General features: G+C 42.0%; 18 protein-coding genes. 7 read left to right on the forward strand and 11 right to left on the reverse strand.

Going from position 1 to position 20851, the window contains the following annotated elements:
- Positions 1-119 precede the first annotated feature (119 nt).
- The 7 genes from G3341_RS09295 to purM form a co-directional block, all read right to left on the reverse strand.
- Positions 120-1475 (reverse strand): MFS transporter, encoded by a 1356-nt coding sequence (locus tag G3341_RS09295; RefSeq protein WP_163861443.1) that lies wholly within the window; start codon positions 1473-1475, stop codon positions 120-122.
- A gap of 595 nt (positions 1476-2070) precedes the next feature.
- Entirely contained in the window at positions 2071-3531 is a 1461-nt protein-coding gene (mgtE, locus tag G3341_RS09300) for a magnesium transporter (protein ID WP_154625008.1), read from the reverse strand.
- Between the two features lie 178 nt (positions 3532-3709).
- The gene (gene ppx / locus G3341_RS09305) at positions 3710-5239 is read right to left on the reverse strand and encodes an exopolyphosphatase (protein ID WP_154625007.1); all 1530 of its coding nucleotides are present in this window, start codon (positions 5237-5239) and stop codon (positions 3710-3712) included.
- Between the two features lie 4 nt (positions 5240-5243).
- The gene (gene ppk1 / locus G3341_RS09310) at positions 5244-7313 is read right to left on the reverse strand and encodes a polyphosphate kinase 1 (protein WP_154625006.1); all 2070 of its coding nucleotides are present in this window, start codon (positions 7311-7313) and stop codon (positions 5244-5246) included.
- A gap of 54 nt (positions 7314-7367) precedes the next feature.
- Entirely contained in the window at positions 7368-7955 is a 588-nt protein-coding gene (speG, locus tag G3341_RS09315; protein WP_154625005.1) for a spermidine N1-acetyltransferase, read from the reverse strand.
- 269 nt (positions 7956-8224) lie between these two features.
- Positions 8225-8860: a phosphoribosylglycinamide formyltransferase gene (purN, locus tag G3341_RS09320; RefSeq protein ID WP_154625004.1), complete on the reverse strand. Its 636-nt coding sequence runs from the start codon at positions 8858-8860 to the stop codon at positions 8225-8227.
- A complete protein-coding gene (gene purM / locus G3341_RS09325; protein WP_163861446.1) occupies positions 8860-9900 on the reverse strand; it encodes a phosphoribosylformylglycinamidine cyclo-ligase in 1041 nt (346 codons plus the stop codon). The genes purN and purM overlap by 1 nt, the downstream gene beginning before the upstream one ends.
- Positions 9901-10338: 438 nt before the next feature.
- Here purM and upp point away from each other — a divergent pair, with 438 nt between their 5' ends.
- From upp to hda, 3 genes are all read left to right on the forward strand, one after another.
- Positions 10339-10965, forward strand: a complete 627-nt coding sequence (gene upp, locus G3341_RS09330; protein ID WP_154625002.1) for a uracil phosphoribosyltransferase — start codon at positions 10339-10341, stop codon at positions 10963-10965.
- A 64-nt stretch (positions 10966-11029) separates the two neighbouring features.
- Entirely contained in the window at positions 11030-12331 is a 1302-nt protein-coding gene (gene uraA / locus G3341_RS09335; RefSeq protein ID WP_154625001.1) for a uracil permease, read from the forward strand.
- Between the two features lie 116 nt (positions 12332-12447).
- Complete coding sequence (hda, locus tag G3341_RS09340; protein ID WP_196713477.1) at positions 12448-13155, forward strand: DnaA inactivator Hda; 708 nt, start codon at positions 12448-12450, stop codon at positions 13153-13155.
- Positions 13156-13188: 33 nt separating this feature from the next.
- On the opposite strand, the gene arsC is transcribed toward hda, so the two are convergent.
- Both arsC and G3341_RS09350 read right to left on the reverse strand, forming a co-directional pair.
- On the reverse strand, positions 13189-13545 hold the full coding sequence (gene arsC, locus G3341_RS09345) for an arsenate reductase (glutaredoxin) (RefSeq protein WP_163861448.1): 357 nt from the start codon (positions 13543-13545) through the stop codon (positions 13189-13191).
- 13 nt (positions 13546-13558) lie between these two features.
- Positions 13559-15022: a beta-barrel assembly-enhancing protease gene (locus G3341_RS09350; protein WP_154624998.1), complete on the reverse strand. Its 1464-nt coding sequence runs from the start codon at positions 15020-15022 to the stop codon at positions 13559-13561.
- Positions 15023-15160: 138 nt separating this feature from the next.
- Here G3341_RS09350 and G3341_RS09355 point away from each other — a divergent pair, with 138 nt between their 5' ends.
- Positions 15161-16234 carry an AI-2E family transporter gene (locus G3341_RS09355; protein ID WP_163861450.1) on the forward strand — a complete coding sequence of 358 codons (1074 nt, stop codon included), beginning with the start codon at positions 15161-15163 and terminating at the stop codon, positions 16232-16234.
- Positions 16235-16244: 10 nt separating this feature from the next.
- Positions 16245-16766, forward strand: a complete 522-nt coding sequence (locus G3341_RS09360) for an O-acetyl-ADP-ribose deacetylase (RefSeq protein WP_154624996.1) — start codon at positions 16245-16247, stop codon at positions 16764-16766.
- A 399-nt stretch (positions 16767-17165) separates the two neighbouring features.
- Here the strand turns inward: G3341_RS09360 and bcp are convergent, their stop codons facing one another.
- Positions 17166-17636: a thioredoxin-dependent thiol peroxidase gene (bcp, locus tag G3341_RS09365; RefSeq protein WP_154624995.1), complete on the reverse strand. Its 471-nt coding sequence runs from the start codon at positions 17634-17636 to the stop codon at positions 17166-17168.
- 14 nt (positions 17637-17650) lie between these two features.
- Entirely contained in the window at positions 17651-18208 is a 558-nt protein-coding gene (locus G3341_RS09370; protein WP_154624994.1) for a glycine cleavage system transcriptional repressor, read from the reverse strand.
- Positions 18209-18481: 273 nt separating this feature from the next.
- Here G3341_RS09370 and dapA point away from each other — a divergent pair, with 273 nt between their 5' ends.
- Positions 18482-19390, forward strand: coding sequence for a 4-hydroxy-tetrahydrodipicolinate synthase (dapA, locus tag G3341_RS09375; RefSeq protein WP_154624993.1), 909 nt, complete (start codon positions 18482-18484; stop codon positions 19388-19390).
- A gap of 16 nt (positions 19391-19406) precedes the next feature.
- Positions 19407-20456 (forward strand): outer membrane protein assembly factor BamC, encoded by a 1050-nt coding sequence (bamC, locus tag G3341_RS09380; RefSeq protein WP_163861452.1) that lies wholly within the window; start codon positions 19407-19409, stop codon positions 20454-20456.
- The last annotated feature ends 395 nt before the right edge of the window (positions 20457-20851 follow it).

Consider the following 20851-nt stretch of genomic DNA (forward strand, 5'->3'; position numbering starts at 1 on the left):
GAAAAAAACGTCAACTAGTGTGCAGAATAAGCAGGTTAGTAGATTAAATTGTATAAAAAAACCTGTGGCGATTAACAACCACAGGTTTATAAACAAATAACATAACAGAGGGGGTCACATTAGCGTGATGCGCTGGTGTTTAATGCGCCAACTTTATTCTGTTCTGCTTCGCTGTTGGCGGTCCATCCTTTCCAAGCTAATGGCAGGTAAGCAACAGCAACGGCTAATAAAGAGACTCCCGCCACATAATACGCTGGCGCCATATGAGATTGTTGTAACCATGCTCCAGTTAAGATAGGCGTTAATCCACCAAAGATGGCGTAAGCCACGTTATAGGCAAATGATAAGCCCGAAAAACGAATTTCAGGTGGAAATGCGCGAGTACTGATAATAGGGGTAGTCGCGATAGCCCCCACAAAAAAGCCCATCAATGCATAGTTAAATATTAATGTTGAGGCTGCAATATCCGTGGATAAAGACGAATAAAAATACAAGGCAGTGACGGCCAACCCCCCCCATGACAAGGTCATTGAGGCACGGGTACCCATTTTATCGCCAAACCAACCCCAGAAGATACAGCCTAACGTTAATGTTAAAGTTGCAGCGCAGTTTGCTTGCAGTGCGATATCACGGTCGATCTGGTAAAGGCCTTTAAGCACAACATCAGGGGTCATCAAAATGGTCACAACGATAGCGGTAGATAATGACCAAGTCAGTGCCGCAGTGATCATACATGCTTGTTTATGCGATTTTATCACCGTTTTAACAGGTAACTCTTTTGCTAATGCTTTTTTTGCCGCCAGTTCTTTAAAAATAGGGGTTTCTTCTAAGAAACGACGTAAATAAACGGAAATAAAGCCAAAAACACCACCAAGAATAAAGGGAATACGCCATGCGAAATCATGAATTTCCTGAGCGCTATAGCTACGTTCAATAATGATGGCGACAATGGAGCCTAATAAGATGCCACCAGTGATACCAGATGTTAAAGTACCAACGCCAAGGCCATAGCGTTGTTTGGGGGTATGTTCCGCAATAAATACCCATGCGCCTGGCATTTCACCACCAATAGCCGCACCTTGCATAATACGCATCAACAGAAGCAATAATGGTGCAGCGGCGCCAATTGTGGCGTAGGTAGGCAAGAAACCAATGACAAAGGTTGGGAAGGCCATTAAGAAAATGCTAAGAGTAAACATTTTCTTACGACCGATTTTATCGCCAAAGTGCGCCATGATAATGCCACCAAGCGGGCGAGCAAGATAACCCGCAGCAAACAAACCTAGTGTTGCCATCAGAGCTAAAAACTCATTATCACCAGGGAAAAATAGCTGAGAAATAATTTTCGCGTAAAAGACGAAAATGACGAAATCATAAAATTCAAGGGTTCCACCTAAAGATGACAACCCTAATGTTTTATAATCTTCTTTTCTCAAAGGCCTTGCCGAGGGCTGGCTGGTTGTTTGCGCTGTCATAATATTATCCTTTTCAAATACCGAATATATTTTTTTATTTTAAATTCGGAATAACCGCTAAATTTACTGTCGTAGACAGTAAATAATATTAGATGTGTGCAGATAAGTGGTATAAAACCTTGGATGGAACAACCTAGTTAATACGCTGTATCTTTATGCATGCACTCATTTATAGCAGAAAATTCCATATTTTGTAAACTGCAACTCTGTAAACAAGATGAATAATCTAACTATATATCTTTGTTTAATTATATATTTCATCGCGCAAAACAATCACATTATATGATGTTAATAAATAATTTTTTGCAGCAGATCATATATTCTCATTTTTGAATTAAGAGAAAATAAGGCGATTTATTGCTATTTTTGTTGATTAATTCATCAATCCAGTCACAAATAATTAATTTCATTATTTGTCATGAATTATTTCAATAATGACAATCAACAGCGTCGTAAAATGCGAGAAAATAAAAAACAATCAAAAAGCGTGTAATTATTGGGAGAGAGTTTGAAATTAATAATGTGAGTAATGGGGTAGGCTAAGTATTATAATTGGCATACCCAGAGTGTAATTTTCTGGGTATGCCAAAAGGGGTTAAACCAAAAACAGCGTTGCTAAACCTAAGAAGATAAAGAAACCACCAGTATCGGTAATTGCAGTGATCATAACACTAGAACCGATAGCCGGATCTTTACCCACTTTGAGCATAATCAATGGGATAAGAACGCCCATAATGGCCGCCATCAGCAAGTTGAGGATCATTGCTAATGTCATGACTGCGCCCATTGCGAGGTCACCATAGAGGAAATAGGTAATCACCCCCATAATTCCCCCCCAAACGACACCATTAATAAAGGCAACCCCCAGTTCTCTCAACATTAAGAATGAGAAACTACCTGTTTGGATTTGGTGAAGTGCGATTGCACGCACAATCATAGTAATGGTTTGGTTACCTGTATTGCCTCCAATTCCGGCAACGATAGGCATTAAGGTCGCTAAGGCGACTAGTTGGGAGATCGTGTCCTCAAAGACACCGATAACACGAGATGCAATGAATGCCGTACAAAGGTTAATGGCAAGCCAAGTCCAACGCGTTTTCACCGCTTGACCAACAGGGGCAAACACATCCTCTTCTGGGCTCAACCCCCCCATGCGACGGATACTGTTGTCATTCTCTTCGTTTAAATTATCAACGATATCTTCAACGGTTAACCGTCCCATCAATAGGCCGTTACTGTCGACAACAGCTGCTGAAATCAAGTCATAACGTTCGAACGCACTGGCTGCATCTTCACCTTTTTCATCGGGTAAGAAGGTGACCGTGTCTGTTTTCATGACATCAGCGACAATACGCTCTGGTGATTGCGTTAATATCGTCGTGAGGGGGAGTTCACCCTGCAAATAATTATGACTATCGACGACGAAAATTTTATCTGTTGCCTCAGGGATTTTTCCACGTTGGCGGAGATAACGTTGAACTGTTTTTAAAGTGACATTGGGGCGGACAGTGACGAACTCAAAATCCATCATTTGTCCGACGCTGTCTTTTGCATATTGCAGAACTTCACGAATACGACTTCGTAAGCTCGGGTCAAGGTAGGTGAGTAGCCTACGCATGGTATCTTGTGGTAAATGCTCTGCAATATACGCTTGTTCATCAACATGTAAGTTAGCAACAGCGCGAAGTAATTCCCTGTCAGACATATCCTTGATCAGGCTATCCCAAACGGCGACAGAAGCCTCGACTAACACTTCACCACGTTCCGTGTTATCGACGAGACGCCATAGCGCTAGACGCTCATCATAAGGTAACATCTCTAAAATATCGGCAATATCGGCGGCGTGTAAATCAATGAGGAGTTCTTTGACTGCATTGATTTTTTCGCTAAGAGCCTTATCGCTTAAGATAGCGTGTTGGTCATGTTCGACAAGCGTTTGGACAAATTCTTCATCATCCAAAAATAGCGTCAGAATCTGCTGGCGGATGTGAGCCAGTTTCTGAGAATGCGGATTGATTGTTGGTACCGCATCGATTGAGGAAGCAGGTTGTGACATTTTAATCCTTAAAACAATGACGGGTACTTGGCGTACCTGTGTGGATCCATTGGCGAAAAAACACGTATATTTTGCCATTTATTGATCGTTAACCCAAATAAATATCAACAATCAAGGCAAATTAACGTAAAACTAACTAGAACCCTATCTTAGGGAGACAGTATTCACGGTCGTCATACTAATTAGATTCTTCGCGTATATCTAATTTCCAGCCGGGCACATCCTCCCAGTAAGCGCTCTCTTTTTCGAGATCAAGCTGCATCAAAGCATTTTGCGACAAATACTGAGCAGGTAGGTATAGTGTCCAGTGTCCATCATCGGTTTCTAAGCGTAATGATGATGGGATGGTTGTGGATTGTCTTTGGTTATTTAATAGTATGGATAACCGTAAAATTTGTATCAATGGTAAAAATTGTTTTCTTTTATATAAATTAAACTTAGGTATATCATCGAATTTAATCACACGTCGGTGGTTACGTACAAGCGTCGCTAATAGAGTTTGCTGTTCTTGGTTAAACCCCGGTAAATTGGTATTTTGTAGAATATAAGCGGAATGGCGATGTAGACCACTCTGATTAATGTGCAGGCCAACTTCATGCAGCATCACAGCCCAAATTAAAATGGATTCCAGTTGCGGATTGGCTAACTTGGGATTTTGCTGAGCCCACTGATGATATAGCTCCTCCATCGTCTTTAACACGCGCCGTGCCTGCTCTCTATCTATATTATAGTGTTCTGCAAGGCTCAAGGCCGTACGTTGGCGGATATCTTGATGGCGAAAACGTCCTTCCATTTCATAAAGTACACCTTCACGTAGCGCCCCATCGGAAAGCCGTAACTCTTTAATATCTAATGAATCAAAAACAGCACAGAGTATCGCTAAGCCAGGAACAAACACGTGTTTGCGCTCAGTCGAGAGACCAGGGATTGCAACAGCTGAAAAAGTTTTATACTTCAGGGCCATTTGCTTAATCTTTTCGAGCCGTTCGCGGGTAATAATACCGTCACGTTCGCCCATTTCGACAATCACAGCATGTACGGCTTTGATTGTCCCTGAAGCACCCATCGCGACATCCCAGTGCATATGTTTAAACTTGTTGGCGGTCTGCTCAAGCTTTAAACAAGCCGTGAGATAGGCGCGATTGAAGTTTTCTGAACTAATGACTTCATTCGGGAAGTAATTTCGCGCAAAGCTCACACAACCCATTCGACGGCTATCGATTAAAAGAGGTTCAAAACGTTCACCTACCACTAATTCAGTAGAACCGCCTCCAATGTCAATAACCAATTTGCGTCCTTTTTCGGGCTGGGTGTGTTCTACCCCCATAAAAATAAGACGCGCTTCTTCTTGCCCAGAAATGATTTCAATTGGATAAGGGATGATTTTTTTGGCTCGTTTCAAAAACTCTTCAACGTTTGTGGCAACACGTAAAGAGTGGGTGCCTACGATACAGACGTTTTCTTCCGTAAAGCCTTGTAGGCGTTCTGCAAATAACGCAAGGCAGGCAAGGCCCCGTTCCATGGCTTCTTCACTCAGTTCATTTGTATCACTTAAACCATCGGCAAGATGCACGCGTTGTTTTAAACGCGTCAGTATTTGTAGAGCACCGTTAACAATACGCGCAATCACCATATGAAAGCTGTTTGAACCAAGGTCAATCGCTGCGATCTCTTGAGGCCTAGGGGTTGATATATCAGTTAATGGCATAGTATTAAGACCTTGTCTCAGGCGTTTCTAGTGATTTCAAATAGTCATAAACAGCAAGTTGCGCCCGAATTTTGCGCTTATTACCGCGGGGAACATAATGATTACTGAGATCTTTGTCAACATAACGCGCCTTAACGGTATCGTTAAATTGTAATTCAAGGATATCTAAAACTAGCTGTTTCAGTCGACTGTCCACTAGGAGGACGGCCACCTCAATCCGATAATCAATATTACGGGTCATCCAGTCAGCCGATGAAATGAAGACTTTTTCATCACCTGCATTCGTAAATACATAAACACGGTCATGCTCTAAAAAGCGATCAACAATACTGGTGACTTGAATATTTTCACTATACCCAGGTTGCCCAGCAACGAGTGAGCACATCCCTCTGACTAATAAACGAATTTTGACGCCAGCATTGGAGGCGTCATACAACTTGTCGGTCAGCTCTTTATCAACCAAATTATTGATTTTTAACGTAATGCCGCTTGGTAAACCGGCTTGGGCATTCGCCATTTCTTGGTCAATGAGTTCATTGAGCTTGAGGCGTGTGTTTTGTGGTGAAACCATTAAATTGTCAAAAGTGACAGGACGGTATGGGTTTTCAATAAAACTAAACACGCGGCGAACTTCATTGGTAATTTGCTCGTTCGCAGTGAGCAATGAATAGTCGGTATAAAGACGAGCCGTCTTTTCATTGAAGTTACCTGTTCCGATATGGGCATATCGAATAATTTGACCTTCTTCCATGCGTGAAATAATAAATAGCTTGGCATGAATTTTTAGACCAGGAGCCGAGAAGATAACGTGTACCCCAGCCTCTGTGAGTCGCTTGGCCCAGTGAATATTGGCTTCTTCGTCAAAGCGGGCTTGTAACTCAACCACCACCGTGACTTTTTTACCGTTATGGGCCGCATGGATCATGGAATCAATAATGCGTGAGTCTTTGGCAACACGATAAATATTAATTTTTATTGATAAGACACTCGGGTCAAAAGAAGCTTGTCTTAACAGTTCTAATGTGTGCTCAAAAGTATAATAAGGGTAGTAGAGCAAAACATCCCGTTCGCGAATGGCATCAAAGCCGTTACGGAAATTGTCAAACCAGCGGTGACGCAGTCTAGGTAAAGGTTTATTGAGTAGACTTTTATTTCCTTCATTAGGGAAATTAATAAAATCTTTAAAATTGTGATAACGGCCGCCAGCGATCACGGAGTCGTCATTCGATAAACCTAATTTTTCACGTAGTACAGCGACCATTTCGTCAGGCATATCACGCTGATAGACGAAACGCACAGGCTCAGCCGTGAGCCGCTGTTTGAGTGTTGATGACATGATTTCAAGTAAACTTGATTCCATTTCTGTCGCGATATCATATTCTGCATCACGGGTCATTTTCATGGAATACGCATTTAATTCGTCGTAATCAAAGAATCCTTTAAAAATTTCATCCAAGGTGTAACGTAAAATATTATCAATCAGAACCATCGATTTGCGGCGTTTTGGCATTTCGGGTGGCAGATTAACAAACCGAGGAACTTTATCTGACGGAATTTCTAAGAGAGCATATTGCACATTACTGCTATTAATAATCTCAACAGCTAAGTAGGTGTAGTCATCTTTTAAGAACTCCACCAAGTTAGTATCGGGATTAATCAAGATTGGCGTAATATGTTGACGCAGGTGTTGACGAAAATATTGGCGTAACCAAATTTGTTGGCGAGGGGATATTTGCCGTTCGTTAATTAAGAAAATTTGGTTGCGAGCCATTTCAAGCAAGAGGTCGTTGTACAAAATATCGAACTCTTGATCCTGCTTAGCAACTTTATTTTGAATACGTTTAAGTAAATGACGAGCGCCGCTGGCGGAGCCGCGCTCTTCGTTAATTAAGATACGACGTTTTACATCGGCAAAACGGACTTTGTAGAATTCATCTAAGTTATTGGAATAAATACCTAAAAAACGCATACGCTCGATAAGAGGGTTTCGCTTATCTGCTGCTTCTTGTAAAACCCGTTCGTTAAAAGCAAGCCAGCTTAGCTCTTTTTCGTGGTATAGACGTTCTTGGGACATCGTTGCTCCATATTGTAGGAATAGATAAACTTAAGGATGAATAATTACCTTACCTTAAACGTGCTGCTTAATTGTGGCATGTGGATTAACAACACTTTCAGGGTTTGCAGACTGAGCTTTGCTTGCAAAGTATTGGTGTTGAAAAATACACATGCGGATCGCGGTATGATAGCGACCATTGACGAAAAACTCATCGATAAGCTCGCCTTCCGTATGGAAGCCCAGTTTATTGTATATGTGGATAGCTTTGATATTTTCTTTATCCACGATGAGGTAAAGTTTATATAAATTGAGAACAGAGAAAGCATAGTCCATTGCGAGTTTAGCTGCACGTGTTGCGTAGCCATGGCCTTGGTGGCTCGGAGCAATGATAATCTGAAACTCAGAACGACGGTGAACATAATCGATTTCAACCAATTCCACTAAGCCAACTTTTTCACTGTCATTTTCAACAATAAAGCGCCGCTCAGATTGGTCATGAATATGTTTATCATAGAGATCACTCAACTCAACGAAAGCTTCATAAGGCTCTTCAAACCAGTAACGCATTACACTGGCATTATTATCAAGTTGATGGATAAACGCTAAATCTTCACGTTCAAGTGGGCGCAACCTAAACGGATGAACTTGCCCGGTCGTCATATAACACCTCAATTCTATTTAAAAGATACGCATCTACTATCGATATTTTTAAGTCATAAAGACAAATAAATGCCACGAATTATTTTCACTCTTAACCAATAAGGATACCACTAATTTACGATAAAATAATGACACAAAGCAGGAGGCTCTACTAAGTGGTGAAGATTAACGCACTTTGTCGCGGATAGAGTGGCTTATCCAACAAAAAGGGCAGAGATCTCTCTTTGCCCTTAGTGAATGTCATGGTCTAGCGTTGGACAGTGATTAGGCTATTCATTTGCATAGCCTTGTGGTGGTAAACATTGACCATCTAAATAAGCAAGGTTATCTTTCATGACTAAACGGTCATCGATAAACCATTGCACAACAAGTGGATAAATATTGTGCTCTTGTGCTTTCACTCGCTCTACAACCGCTTCTTCACTATCCTCTGCAAAAATAGGCACTTTGGCTTGTAATATCACAGGACCGCCGTCTAGCTCTTCAGTGACAAAATGCACGGAAGTCCCATGTTCGCTATCGCCGTTCTCTATTGCCTTGCGGTGGGTATGTAATCCGGGGTACTTCGGTAATAGAGAAGGGTGAATATTCAGCATTTTTCCCGCGTAATGTTTCACGAAGTCCGCCGTTAAGATGCGCATGAACCCAGCAAGCACCACTAAATCAGGCTGATATCCATCCATCATTGCCATCAATGCAGCGTCATATTCTTCACGACTTGCCAATGATTTTGCACTTAGCGTTAAGGCAGGGATCCCTGCCTTTTGTGCACGAATCAACCCATAAGCATCGGGTTGATTACTGATGACAGCCACTATCTGCGCCTGAAGGCCATTGGACGTCGCATCAATCAGCGATTGTAAATTACTGCCGCTGCCTGAAATAAGAACAACAATTTTTTTCATTAGCGGATAACAACCTGTTCTTCACCCGCAGGAAGCTGAGCAATAGAACCGATTTGCCATGCTTTTTCACCTAAACCGTTGAGCAGCGTGAGTGCCGCATCAACGTCATTTTGTGGCAAGGCAATAATAATGCCGACACCACAGTTAAAGGTGCGATACATTTCGTGATCTGTCACACTGCCTGCTTTTTGTAACCAATTGAATACCGCAGGCCATTGCCAACTCGCTTTATCAATTTGTGCTTGTGTATTTTCAGGCAATACACGAGGAATATTTTCCCAGAAACCACCGCCAGTGATGTGTGCGATTGCGTGGATATCACATTTTTCAATCAGCTCAAGGACGTTTTTTACATAAATACGTGTTGGTGCTAATAGGTGGTCAGCCAGTGATTGACCTTCAAGGTCTGTTGATTCTGGGTCGGTTTGACTCACTTCAAGAATTTTACGTACTAATGAGTAACCATTAGAGTGGGGGCCACTTGATGCTAATGCGATCAGTGCATCACCGGCACTAACCTTGCTACCATCAATGATCTCGGAACGTTCAACAACACCAACGCAGAATCCAGCAACATCATAGTCTTCACCGTGGTACATACCGGGCATTTCCGCGGTTTCTCCCCCGACAAGGGCACAACCTGATTGTTTACAACCTTCTGCGATACCTGTGATCACACTTGCTGCGGTATCAACATCCAGCTTGCCTGTTGCGTAATAATCTAAGAAAAATAGCGGTTCGGCACCTTGTACAATTAAGTCATTAACGCACATAGCGACCAAGTCGATGCCGATCGTGTCGTGGCGTTTTAAATCCATTGCAAGGCGCAGTTTAGTACCAACGCCATCTGTACCTGAAACTAACACAGGTTCCCGGTATTTTTGTGGCAGGGAACATAACGCACCAAACCCTCCCAATCCTCCCATAACTTCTGGTCGGCGAGTTTCTTTCACTACGCCTTTAATACGTTCAACCAATGCATTACCTGCATCAATGTCAACACCGGCATCTTTATAGCTGAGAGAGGTTTTATCAGTCACTACGGCCCCCAAGGCAATTGTGTTTTGGAAAAATAGACTTCAATAAACGCTATTCTAACAGGCTAAGCAAACGTTTGCGATAGCTTTATGAATGAAATCATCATCGTGTTTTTTATCGTAGCGAAATTAAGCTTTAGTGTTTATGGGGGAATGCTTGTTGCAAATATTTATACCGTTTACATAAGGTAAAATGCGATTGAGCATCTATAATTTTACATTGTGATTTTATTGAATATATTTCATTGCATGCATGCGGTTATTCGGTTCAAGGTAGTGGAATGTGCTATTGGCATATTGAGTGAAATGGTGAGTTTAAAAATAAGCTATTTCTGATTGTTTTGACATCAATCAAACATGGCATAGTGGCATCTTCCATAAAAAGAGGTATAATCCCGCGATTTTTTTGTGCGCTGACGTCTAAAATAGTAGGAGAATTCCATGAAGATCGTTGAGGTAAAACACCCTCTCGTTAAACATAAACTCGGCCTGATGCGAGATCATGATATAAGCACCAAACGCTTTCGTGAACTGGCCTCAGAGGTTGGTAGCCTACTAACTTATGAAGCAACCGCTGACCTAGAAACTGAGAGAGTTACCATTGAAGGTTGGTGTGGTCCTGTAGAAATAGAGCAAATTAAAGGGAAAAAAATCACTGTTGTACCTATTCTCCGTGCAGGTATCGGCATGATGAATGGCGTTCTAGAAAGTATTCCAAGCGCTCGAATCAGTGTTGTCGGTGTGTATCGTGATGAAGAAACCTTTAAACCTGTCTCTTACTTCCAAAAATTAGTTTCCAATATTGATGAGCGTATGGCTTTGGTGGTTGACCCAATGCTGGCAACGGGTGGGTCAATGATCGCCACGATCGACCTGTTGAAAAATGCGGGCTGTAAATCAATTAAAGTATTAGTGCTGGTTGCAGCACCTGAAGGGATTAAAGCACTTGAAGAAGCTCACCCAGATGTCGAGCTCTATACCGCGTCCATTGATCAATACCTAAATGAACATGGTTATATTGTTCCTGGGCTAGGTGATGCTGGCGATAAGATATTTGGTACTAAATAATAATTAGCCGACTTTAGAAGTCGGCTTTTTTTTGATGATAAAAATGCATTAAGGGGATGAAAAAATGACACGTCGTGCGATTAGTGTTGAAGAAAGGCCACCACTACTACAAACCATACCGCTAAGTTTTCAACATTTATTTGCCATGTTTGGCGCGACAGTGATTGTACCTATTTTGTTTGGTGTTAACCCAGCAACGATTTTGTTGTTTAACGGTATTGGCACCTTACTTTATCTATTTATCTGTAAAGGGAAGATCCCAGCGTATTTAGGTTCCAGTTTCGCTTTTATTTCACCCGTGATGATTTTGCTACCTCTTGGTTATGAATTGGCATTAGGCGGCTTTATTATTTGTGGTGTCTTATTCTGTATTGTGGCGTTAATTGTCAAAGTTGCGGGTCGAGGTTGGATAAATGTCATGTTTCCACCCGCGGCAATGGGCGCCATTGTTGCGGTTATCGGCCTCGAATTAGCACAAACAGCCGCGGGAATGGCGGGTTTGTTGCCTAAAGAAGGCGCTCCAGTCGATTCAAGTACCTTAATCATTTCGATTACCACACTGGTGGTGACCGTGTTGTGTGCTGTTGTCTTCCGCGGCTTTTTATCCATTATTCCTATCTTAATTGGTTTCTTGGCGGGATATGCGTTGTCTTATTTTATGGGGATTGTCGATTTTACACCTGTCATTGAAGCGCCATGGTTTGCAATACCGACTTTTTATACACCACGTTTTGAATGGTTCGCTATCTTAACTATCTTACCTGCTGCGTTAGTTGTCATTGCTGAGCACGTCGGTCACTTAGTTGTGACGGCAAATATTGTTGAGCGTGATTTAATGAAAAATCCTGGTTTGCACCGTTCTATGTTTGCAAATGGTTTTTCTACTGTCATTTCTGGCTTTTTTGGCTCAACACCGAATACCACGTATGGTGAAAATATCGGGGTCATGGCAATTACTAAGGTTTACAGTACGTGGGTTATCGGTGGTGCGGCTGTGATTGCTATTTTGCTTTCGTGTGTAGGTAAATTAGCCGCTGCGATTCAGTTAGTGCCAGTACCTGTCATGGGTGGGGTTTCATTATTACTTTATGGTGTCATTGGTGCGTCCGGTATTCGTGTTCTTATTGACTCGAAGGTTGATTATAATAAACCGCAAAACTTAATCCTAACCTCTGTCATCTTAATCATTGGTGTCAGTGGGGCGGTGATCCATATCGGTCAAGCGGAACTGAAAGGCATGGCCTTAGCAACAATTGTTGGTATTGTGATGGCTTTAGTATTCCGTTTTATTACTTTTGTGCGCCCTGAAAAACAATTTGTAACGTCAGACCTTGAAGAAATAGAGACTCACCAGTCTAAGAAATAAAAGCATTCTGCAATTGCCGATGTGATGAAAGCATCGGCAATTGAGTTTCTTCTTGTTCATTTATGCTTGAAATTTATGGTAAACTTTCTACTGTTAATTGTTTTGCACAGCCAGAGGTGCTTCTGAACACGCCATCGCAACTTTCACTACCACTCTATCTACCTGATGATGAAACGTTTGCTAGCTTTTATGCAGGCGAAAATGAAGCGTTGTTGTCTGCGATTAAACTCGCCATTAATCAACCCCACGGTAGCTATATTTATTACTGGTCTCGTGAAGGTGGAGGAAAAAGCCATCTATTGCATGCCGCTTGCGCTGAACTTTCCGAACAAGATATGGCGGTAGGGTATGTACCACTCGATAAACGTGCCTATTTTGTTCCTGAAGTTTTGGAAGGTATGGAACACCTTTCTTTGGTTTGTATCGATAACATTCAGTGTATTGCGGGTGATCCTGAATGGGAAATGGCGATTTTTAATTTGTATAACCGTATTTTAGAAATCGGTCGTACCTGCTTGTTGATCACGGGTGATAGGCCACCAAGGCAAATTGAACTTTCTCTTCCTGACTTAGCCTCTCGTCTAGATTGGGGGCAAATTTATAAACTGCATCCACTGAGTGATGAAGACAAAATCTGTGCGTTGCAGCTACGCGCTAGGATGCGTGGTTTTGAATTACCAGAAGATGTATGTCGCTTTGTGTTAAAACGTCTAGACAGAAAAATGGGGACGTTATTTGATATTTTGAACAAACTGGACCATGCATCAATTGTTGCACAACGTAAACTGACAATTCCTTTTGTCAAAGATATCCTCCAGTTATAAAAAGGCAGCCTCTTAGCTGCCTTTTTTGTATCCTTATAAAAGCTCAAGGACTTGCTCGGGTGGACGTCCTAGTTTTGCCTGTTTGCCTTTGACAACAATAGGGCGCTCAATCAGTTTTGGGTTTTCATGCATGGCTTGAATGAGTTGTTCTTGCGTTAAAGTGGTTTCCCCTAAATTTAGCGTTTTATAGCACTCTTCTTTCGTGCGCATGAGTTGGCGAGCATCTGCAAAGCCTAACGCCTTTAACAATTGTTTTAGTTGAGAAACACTAGGCGGATTTTTCAAGTATTCGACGATAGTCGGTGCAACCCCATTGGATTCTAATAGGGCTAGGGTCTCACGGCTTTTAGAACAACGTGGATTATGATAAATGGTTATTGTGTCCGTCATGGTCATCATTTCCTTACGGTTTGGCTTTACTGTCTCTTAATTGTAACTTTCTTAATTCATCAATACGTGCATCATAGCGTTGCTGTTCATAGCTGCCTAAACGACTTTTACGGCTGGCTTCGCTAAGATAATTGATCGCATTATCATAGTTACCCCGTAATGCCATTCCTTCCGCATAGGCGGCCAGCTCTTCATTCCGTTTGCCTTGTTTGGCGGACGTTTCTGCTAATAGATCCCACCCATTTGGGTCGTCAGGATTATTGAATGTATATTTATTCAGCAAAGAACTCGCATTTTGATACTGTTTATTATTAATTAACGCATTGGCAAGGTTAATTTGTAATACAGGGTTATTAGGCGATTTTTTCAATGCGTTTTGTAAGCGGGTCACGGCTTGGGATGAACGACGTTGTTCAATATCTAAATCGGTCATACTATCGATAAACCATGGGTTATCGGGTTGTTTTTCCAGCAAACTCGCCATGATTTTAGTTGCCTCAGCATATTTTTTATCTTGTGATAATTTTAATGCTTTACCGTAGTCCGCGGCCATGCGTTCTTGCGCCGTGCCTTGACTATAATTTTCAAGAATTTGGTCAAGGGCATGCTGTTGTCCCGCTGTATACATTGATAAGATACGCACTCGTGCATACATAAAATCATCGGAAGACGGTACGGTGAGTTTGGGATACTGATTAGAGCGGTTACGCGCATCCGCTAAACGGCTATCGGGTAATGGGTGCGTTAACAGTATTTCAGGTGGCTTTGACATGTAACGAGTTTGGTCTGACATGGTTTGCATAAAGTCAGCCATAGCATGAGGGTCAAAGCCTGCGCGTCTTAGTGTTTGTAAGCCGATGCGGTCTGCTTCTTGCTCGTTAGCTTGAGTAAAGCTGATCATACCTTGCTGAACGCCGGCCATTGTTCCTGTTAAGGCCGCAAATCCGGCTTGTGGGTTTGCCATGACCAATAAGAGTGAACCAATAGTGCCAGCTATAGCAAGCGGTGTGGTACTTTTTTGGTCTTCCATCATACGTGCAAGGTGGCGTTGCGTCACGTGAGAGATTTCGTGAGCCATAACAGAGGCAAGTTGACTCTCGTTTTGGCTGTAACGAAAAAGTGCTGAATGCAATACGACATTACCACCAAAGTAGGCATAAGCGTTAATGTTCGGATTATTCACTAAATAGAACTTAAAAGGTGTTCTAACGGAATCCGCATTTTTGACTAATCGCATACCGAGCTTATTGATGTATTGATTGAGGAGAGGGTCATATATCAACGGGGTACTTGCACGAATTTGGCGCGTGATCGCATCACCCATAATAATTTCTTGGTTGATACTCAGCGTACCGCCAGCGGTCGTACCGATGTCAGGAAGCGTGTCCTCAACGGCACTGTATGCGGGGAATGTCGCGCCGTTGACGCACGCTGCTATCAATAAAACTAGAAGTGGATTTTTCAGTTTTTTATTCATGAAAAAATTGCATCCCGTACAACGATTAATTTTCAGCTTAATCCATGATAGCAAAAGCTATCGAAATGTCTGTTAATTGGTATAATTTTCGCTAATTTAGGAACTGTCTTTAAAGCATCACTTCCCAAGGAGCTATATATGTTGGAAATGCTATTACAATGGTATCGGCGACGCTTTGCTGATCCTCAGGCTGTTGCGTTGTTTACGTTGCTCATTGTTGGCTTCTGTATCATCTTTTTCTTTAGCAATATATTAGCTCCGTTGTTGGTCGCTATCGCCTTAGCTTACTTACTTGAATGGCCGACACATTTACTTGAGCGTATTGGTTGCTCTCGTGTTGTTGCGGTTACGATTATTTTGACCTTGTTTGCGGGAATTAGTGCCATGGTCATTTTAATTATTGCACCAACGGCATGGCAACAAGGGATTAATCTGGTAGGGGATTTGCCAAATATGGTAAATCGTTTTAACGAATTCGCACAAACCTTACCTGAACGATATCCGGCTTTAGTTGACGCGGGTATCATTGATATGATGGCTGATAATTTGCGTGGTCGTTTGTCAGGGATGGCGGAATCCGTCGTGAAAATGTCGGTGGCTTCTTTAATCGGTGTATTTACTTTAGCTATTTATACCGTTCTTGTGCCTCTAATGACATTTTTCTTATTAAAAGATAAACAAAAAATCATTAATAGTGTCCAAAAAGTCCTTCCACGAAACCGTTTATTGGTGGGGAAAGTATGGATAGAAATGAACCAACAAATTACCAACTATTTACGTGGTAAAGTCACTGAGATGATCATTGTTGGCGTTTGTACCTATGCGGGATTCGCTTACTTTGACTTGCGTTATTCGGTGTTATTATCGGTACTGGTCGGGGTATCGATATTGATCCCTTACATTGGTGCCGTGGCGGTAACCATCCCAGTGGTTCTTGTCGCGTTGTTTCAATGGGGGATCGGCAGTGATTTTTGGTCGCTAATCATTGTTTACCTTGTTATTCAAGGGTTAGACAGTAATTTATTCGTTCCGCTACTCTTTTCTGAGGCCGTGAATCTTCATCCGCTTGTGATTATATTATCGGTAGTGATTTTTGGGGGATTATGGGGTTTTTGGGGCGTATTTTTTGCGATACCGTTAGCCACATTGATCAAAGCGGTGATTAACGTCTGGCCTGAAGAAACAACGGAAAACCAAGCTAAACTGGAGTGAAGGGGCGACAATGCCGGCTAATATCGAGTTACAACAAGGTGATATCACTAAAGTTACCGTCGATGCTATCGTGAATGCAGCGAATAGTTCTTTATTAGGCGGTGGTGGCGTCGATGGCGCTATTCACCGTGCAGGAGGCAGTGCAATTCTTGATGAATGCCGCCAAATTAGAGCTAAACAGGGAGGGTGTAAACCTGGGCATGCAGTTATAACGACAGCGGGTCGTTTGCCTGCTAAATATGTTATTCATACGGTAGGGCCGGTATGGCAAGACGGAACATACGGTGAAACACAGGTATTAGCAAATGCGTATTTATCCTGCTTACAATTGGCCAGCCAGTATAAGGTCGCGACCATCGCATTTCCCAATATTAGCACTGGGATCTATGGTTTTCCTAAGGCATTAGCTGCACAGGTTGCTTGCGAAACCGTCGTAAATTACCTTGCCGCTCATGCGTTGCCGATGAAAGTCATTTTCATGTGCTTCGATGCAGAAAATTACCATTTATATCAACAGCAACTGCAACAATAAAACAGGATTGTGGAAGCGTTATTGTTCATGATTTTATCGGTTCAATCTGGCTTAGATTAACCTGTATCGAGTTACGCTTGCTGACGCTAAAGAGGTTATTGCTCCAACGGGAGCAGTAACCGGTTTATTTTTGTTGTTTGGTTGGCTATTCATCGAGATTCATTGTCTTGTCCTCTCTGTCGATAATGCCGGAACATGAATGGGATGAATTTGAATATCATAGCAATAAGCTGTCTCTATCTTTGTTTCGCGTTCAGCGAAGAATAGAGGTGTTGGTACTGTTCAGATGAACAATCATCGTTAGTTTTTGATTGTCCTGTCTTTTGCGCGGTAGGATTAAGGTTGCTGGAGAAAGAAGAGAGGGTTGTGTAAAGCTTAACAACCCTATCAGGTAAAATATTAAGCGTGACTATTTATGTATTCGAGAACAATTTCATGGTGATTGCTGGTTTTGAAATTATCGAATACATGTTCAATAGTTCCATTTGCATCAACAAGGAAACTAATACGATGGATGCCATCATAAGTTTTCCCCATGAACTGTTTTTCACCCCAAACACCAAACTGTTCACAAACTTGATGATCTTCATCTGAGAGCAGTGTGAAGTTCAACATTTCTTTTTCAGCGAAACGAGACAATTTTTCGGGTTTATCTGTGCTAATGCCTAAAACTTCAACACCCTTTTGTCTAAGTGTATCCATTTCGTCACGCAGACCACATGCTTGGACTGTACATCCTGGGGTCATGGCCTTAGGGTAGAAGTAAACTAATACGCGTTGACCCTGATAATCTGAAAGATTGATGATTTCACCATCTTGGTCAGGAAGGCTAAATTGAGGCGCCTTATCACCGGCTTTCAATGGGTTCATTACATATATCTCCGTTAACTCTGCATTTTAGGATTATTAACAATGCTTATGTTGCCTTTTGCATTGAGTATTGTACATAGTTGTTGAAATTTATTCTTTATAATTATGCCATTATCATCCAATGGATGATGCGCTGTAATTTGAATTTCGAGCTGAGCCGGCATGCCATTGTTTGCGGGTTGTGTTTTTGACACAAGCTCCGCGATATTACATTGTTGAGTTGTGAATAAATTCGTAAATTGTTCTACGATACGCGGTGCATCATCAACCATAACGTTCACTGTGACTGTTGATGGATAATCGGTTGTTTGTACACTTTGCGTACGCTTCATCACAATCAACAGATCAAGTTCGGCCCCTTTCAGCGGTAGAATAGCTTCAATTTGGGCTATCGCGTTCCAACTACCGGAAAGCATCATAATAAAGGTAAATTCCTTACCAAACATGGCTAAACGGCTGTCTTCAATATTGCAATCACACTCGCTCACAAGACGTGTAATAGTATTCACAATGCCCGGACGATCGGTTCCTAGCGCAGTAATCACAAGAAATTGCTGTTCTGTCTTAGGCAAAGTCTGTTCCTTATTTTTAATTGGCAGATCCACTTTTTAGCTTCAAGATTCCAAGCATAAAATCTGCTTGTTGATATCGGTAAGGAAACCATAAAAATGAGAATCTGCCAAGTAGGCAGATTCACTCTTGCGAAGAATGATCGAGAATTATTACTTCTGTTTAAGTTATTCATGGCGGTATTAACAAAATTCATTAAAAACCTGTGGTTGGGTGGTTTTCTTCTTTCAAATGAAAAAGTACCATGGAGACTAAACTATTTAGGGGGTATAGCTATGTCTCATTCAAACACAAACTATAAAGCGTTTTTAACTGGCAGTATTGTTGCAGTAATTACACCAATGGATTCAAATGGGCGTTTGGATAAGCAAAGCTTGAAAAAATTGGTTGATTACCATGTTGAGAGCGGTACCTCCGCCATTGTCTCTGTTGGGACCACAGGTGAGTCGGCAACCTTAACGCATAAAGAACATGTTGAAGTCGTTCACACCACGTTGGAACTTGCCGATGGGCGTATTCCTATTATTGCTGGAGCAGGGGCGAACGCGACCGCAGAAGCTATCTCGTTGACAAGAGAGTTTGAACATTCCGGAGTGGTTGCCTGCCTGACAGTGACACCGTATTACAATAGACCTTCACAAGAAGGCTTGTATCAACACTTTAAAGCAATTTCAGAAAACACGAGCTTGCCTCAAATTCTCTATAATGTACCATCACGCACAGGATGTGATTTATTACCAGAAACAGTGGGGCGCTTAGCTAAATTGGCGAATATTGTGTCAATTAAAGAGGCGACAGGGAACTTAGCAAGGGTTCATCAAATCAAAGAACTGGTTAATGACGATTTTGTTCTGCTCACTGGTGATGATGCAACCGCACTTGACTTCATGCAGTTGGGCGGTCAGGGCGTTATTTCTGTTACTGCTAACGTTGCTGCCGCACAAATGGTAAAAATGTGTGACTTAGCGCTTGCGGGCAAATATACTGAGGCTCGTGAATTAAACAAACGTCTGATGGGTTTGCATCATCAGTTATTTGTTGAGCCTAATCCAATTCCAGCGAAGTGGGGCTGCCACCGCCTTGGCTTGATTGCTGACGATACATTACGGTTACCAATGACACCGTTAACCGCAGCCGGTCAACAAAAAGTGGAAGAAGCCCTGAAACTCGCTGGGTTACTGTAAAATTTAGGGAATTTTAATGGCAACACTATTGCAAAAATCGAAGGTTATGAAGGTTGCTGGCCTGTCACTCGTTGTGTTACTGGCAGCCTGCTCCAGCGATCAGCGCTATAAACGTCAGGTCAGCGGTAACGAAGACTATCTCGATGCCGCGCCATTGAAAGTGTTAAATATACCTCAGGGAATGACATTACCATTGCAAAATGGTGAATATGAAATCCCTAAAGTCACCTCATCGGGCCCAGTAGGTAAAGCACTTGATATTCGCCCTCCAGTATTGTCTATCTCGCAACTCGCGGGTTCACGTACTGAAGATAGCGCTGAAGCAAGCCGTTTGTTGCTTGAGAATACACCTGAAAATAGTGCGCTTTGGTCACAAGTCGCAATGATTTTGGAACAACGTAATATTCCTGTTTCTTCTAAGGATGATGGTTCGCACGCGATTGAAACCGATTGGGTGAAATGGGAACGTGCAGACGAAGATGTTCCGTTAGAAAGTCGTCATAAAGTGACTGTTCAGCCGCAAGGCGGGATGATCGCATTGACTGTCACCAACTTAGGCTTGCGCCAAGGTACCGAGTCGATTAATGATCAGGCCGAAATTCAGCGTTACAATAAATTATTGTTGAATGAATTAACTGAGAGCCTGTACGCACTACGTGATACCTCGAATAAAAACAGCATTCAAAGTGCTTATGGCATCATTGATGTTCAATCAGGTAGTGATTCTACAGGTTTACCTGTGGTTATCGTACGTGCGCCATTTGATGCAGTTTGGGAACGTTTACCACGTACTCTCGAAGGCGTTGGTATGAAGGTGGGTGACCGTAGCCGTTCAAATGGTTCTGTTATGGTCACCTATAAGGGGCTAAGTAGTTCCGAATGGCAGAATTTAGGTATTGATGATCCTTCCATTCCTGAAGCAGATTATAAAATTCAAGTGGGTGATTTGAATAACCGTAGTAGCCTACAGTTTATCAACACCAAAGGTGTACCATTAACTCAGAAACAAAATGATGATATGGTTGCTGCCTTGAAAGCCGCTTTCAGTAAAGTGGGTAATAAGTAATTTTTTCTGACTTATCTCAAGCCGTGATCCAGCGATATTGGGTCACGGCTTTTTTTATAACTCACAATCCTGTTTTAACTCTCTTCATGGTCAACGGCATAAAAAGAGCCACCTTGATGACTTCTTTAAAACCTGAATTTTAAAATTCGCTGTCAATGGACAAAAAACCAGTGTTTAAGCTTAAGTAATCGTTTGCGTCTACACGTGAATTTTATTATCATAAATAGGTGAGGTAGATAAAATATTTAATATCAGTTAGTTAGAGAATTAGATGCATTTATTCAATCACTTATCAAAACAGAGCAGATAAGTAACGGTAGAGAGCAGATTTAACCCCTTCTGCGGTTACTTATCTGAATCTGCGGGTGTCATTTTGCAGGTTGATATCCTAATTG

Origin of the sequence: Providencia vermicola (assembly GCF_010748935.1) — a bacterium.
GTDB classification, from domain to species: domain Bacteria; phylum Pseudomonadota; class Gammaproteobacteria; order Enterobacterales; family Enterobacteriaceae; genus Providencia; species Providencia zhejiangensis.

Bases quoted from the DNA above. Each gene is read 5' to 3' on its own strand.
- G3341_RS09295 (WP_163861443.1), bottom strand. From the start codon at position 1,475: ATGACAGCGCAAACAACCAGCCAGCCCTCGGCAAGGCCTTTGAGAAAA.
- mgtE (WP_154625008.1), bottom strand. From the start codon at position 3,531: ATGTCACAACCTGCTTCCTCAATCGATGCGGTACCAACAATCAATCCG.
- ppx (WP_154625007.1), bottom strand. From the start codon at position 5,239: ATGCCATTAACTGATATATCAACCCCTAGGCCTCAAGAGATCGCAGCG.
- ppk1 (WP_154625006.1), bottom strand. From the start codon at position 7,313: ATGTCCCAAGAACGTCTATACCACGAAAAAGAGCTAAGCTGGCTTGCT.
- speG (WP_154625005.1), bottom strand. From the start codon at position 7,955: ATGACGACCGGGCAAGTTCATCCGTTTAGGTTGCGCCCACTTGAACGT.
- purN (WP_154625004.1), bottom strand. From the start codon at position 8,860: ATGAAAAAAATTGTTGTTCTTATTTCAGGCAGCGGCAGTAATTTACAA.
- upp (WP_154625002.1), top strand. From the start codon at position 10,339: ATGAAGATCGTTGAGGTAAAACACCCTCTCGTTAAACATAAACTCGGC.
- uraA (WP_154625001.1), top strand. From the start codon at position 11,030: ATGACACGTCGTGCGATTAGTGTTGAAGAAAGGCCACCACTACTACAA.
- arsC (WP_163861448.1), bottom strand. From the start codon at position 13,545: ATGACGGACACAATAACCATTTATCATAATCCACGTTGTTCTAAAAGC.
- G3341_RS09350 (WP_154624998.1), bottom strand. From the start codon at position 15,022: ATGAATAAAAAACTGAAAAATCCACTTCTAGTTTTATTGATAGCAGCG.
- G3341_RS09355 (WP_163861450.1), top strand. From the start codon at position 15,161: ATGTTGGAAATGCTATTACAATGGTATCGGCGACGCTTTGCTGATCCT.
- G3341_RS09360 (WP_154624996.1), top strand. From the start codon at position 16,245: ATGCCGGCTAATATCGAGTTACAACAAGGTGATATCACTAAAGTTACC.
- bcp (WP_154624995.1), bottom strand. From the start codon at position 17,636: ATGAACCCATTGAAAGCCGGTGATAAGGCGCCTCAATTTAGCCTTCCT.
- dapA (WP_154624993.1), top strand. From the start codon at position 18,482: ATGTCTCATTCAAACACAAACTATAAAGCGTTTTTAACTGGCAGTATT.
- bamC (WP_163861452.1), top strand. From the start codon at position 19,407: ATGGCAACACTATTGCAAAAATCGAAGGTTATGAAGGTTGCTGGCCTG.